2 pseudogenes are annotated in these 945 nt (G+C 64.3%); both read right to left on the reverse strand.

Annotated elements, in window-relative coordinates:
- Positions 1 to 106, reverse strand: a pseudogene (locus HX873_RS29080) (precorrin-8X methylmutase); the annotation flags it as partial.
- Positions 99 to 945: pseudogene (locus tag HX873_RS29085) on the reverse strand (precorrin-3B synthase); the annotation flags it as partial. The pseudogenes HX873_RS29085 and HX873_RS29080, both read right to left, overlap by 8 nt.

Raw genomic sequence — 945 nt, forward strand, 5'->3', positions numbered from 1 at the left:
CGAGTTTTTCCAGGTCGGCAGGGATGCGATCAAGCCGGGCTTCTGCGCGAATGATCGCGAAGGAGTTGCGATAGATCTCCTGACCGTCGCGGATGTAATCAATCATCGGTGTTGCTCCGTGGGTGAGCGCGCAACAAGGCGCCCGCCGCTTCAATAGAAAGAGTGCGCGCGTGCAGGCGGCCGAAACCGGGCAGGCCTGCGTCGCGAAAATAGAGGTCGTAGTGGCCGGGACTTACCGCCAGCAGGGTGACCGGCGCGGTGTGTGCGGCCGCGCAGGAACGCGGGCAGCCGGACAGGTGCACGCTGTGGCCGGGCGCTAGCGCGGCCAGTTGCACGGCGTCGGCCTTGGTGTCGGACAGGCCTTTGGCGCAACCGCCGGCGCCGGTGCAGGCGATCATCCGTGCGAGGGGTTGGTCCACCGAACACAAAAAGCCAAGCTGTTCGAGGCGTTCGGTGACAGCCGCCGCATCCTGGATATTGGGCAGCAGCAGGCCTTGCCATGGCGTGACACGCAAGGTGGCGTCGCCATGGTCGACGGCCAACTGCGCTGCGCCCCTGAGCATCGCCGAATCCAGGCGGCCCAAGGGTGCGACGGCGGCGACGTAGACCTGGTTTTTTTGGCGCTGTGGATAACTTCCCAGGTGCAGCGGCGCGGAGTTGGAGTGCCTTGAAAAGCCATCAACCGGCTGCAATGGCATATTCAGCTGCCGCAAAAAGTTATCCACAGCGGTTTCAGCCAGCAGGTGGCGCATACGGGTCTGATCAGGCCGGGCCAGTTCAAGGAACCGCTCCAGCACCGCCACCACCAGTGCATGCCCTTGCGCCAAAGGTACCGCCGCCAAGGGCGCATCCCGCGCCGGGCAGCCTGCCAGGCCGAATGCCAACAGCGTGTTGCCATTGGCATCGAAGGCTGACAGCCACAGGTCGTGATGATGCTCGAGCATC

Source organism: Pseudomonas sp. P7758, assembly GCF_013386485.1.
Lineage (GTDB): Bacteria > Pseudomonadota > Gammaproteobacteria > Pseudomonadales > Pseudomonadaceae > Aquipseudomonas.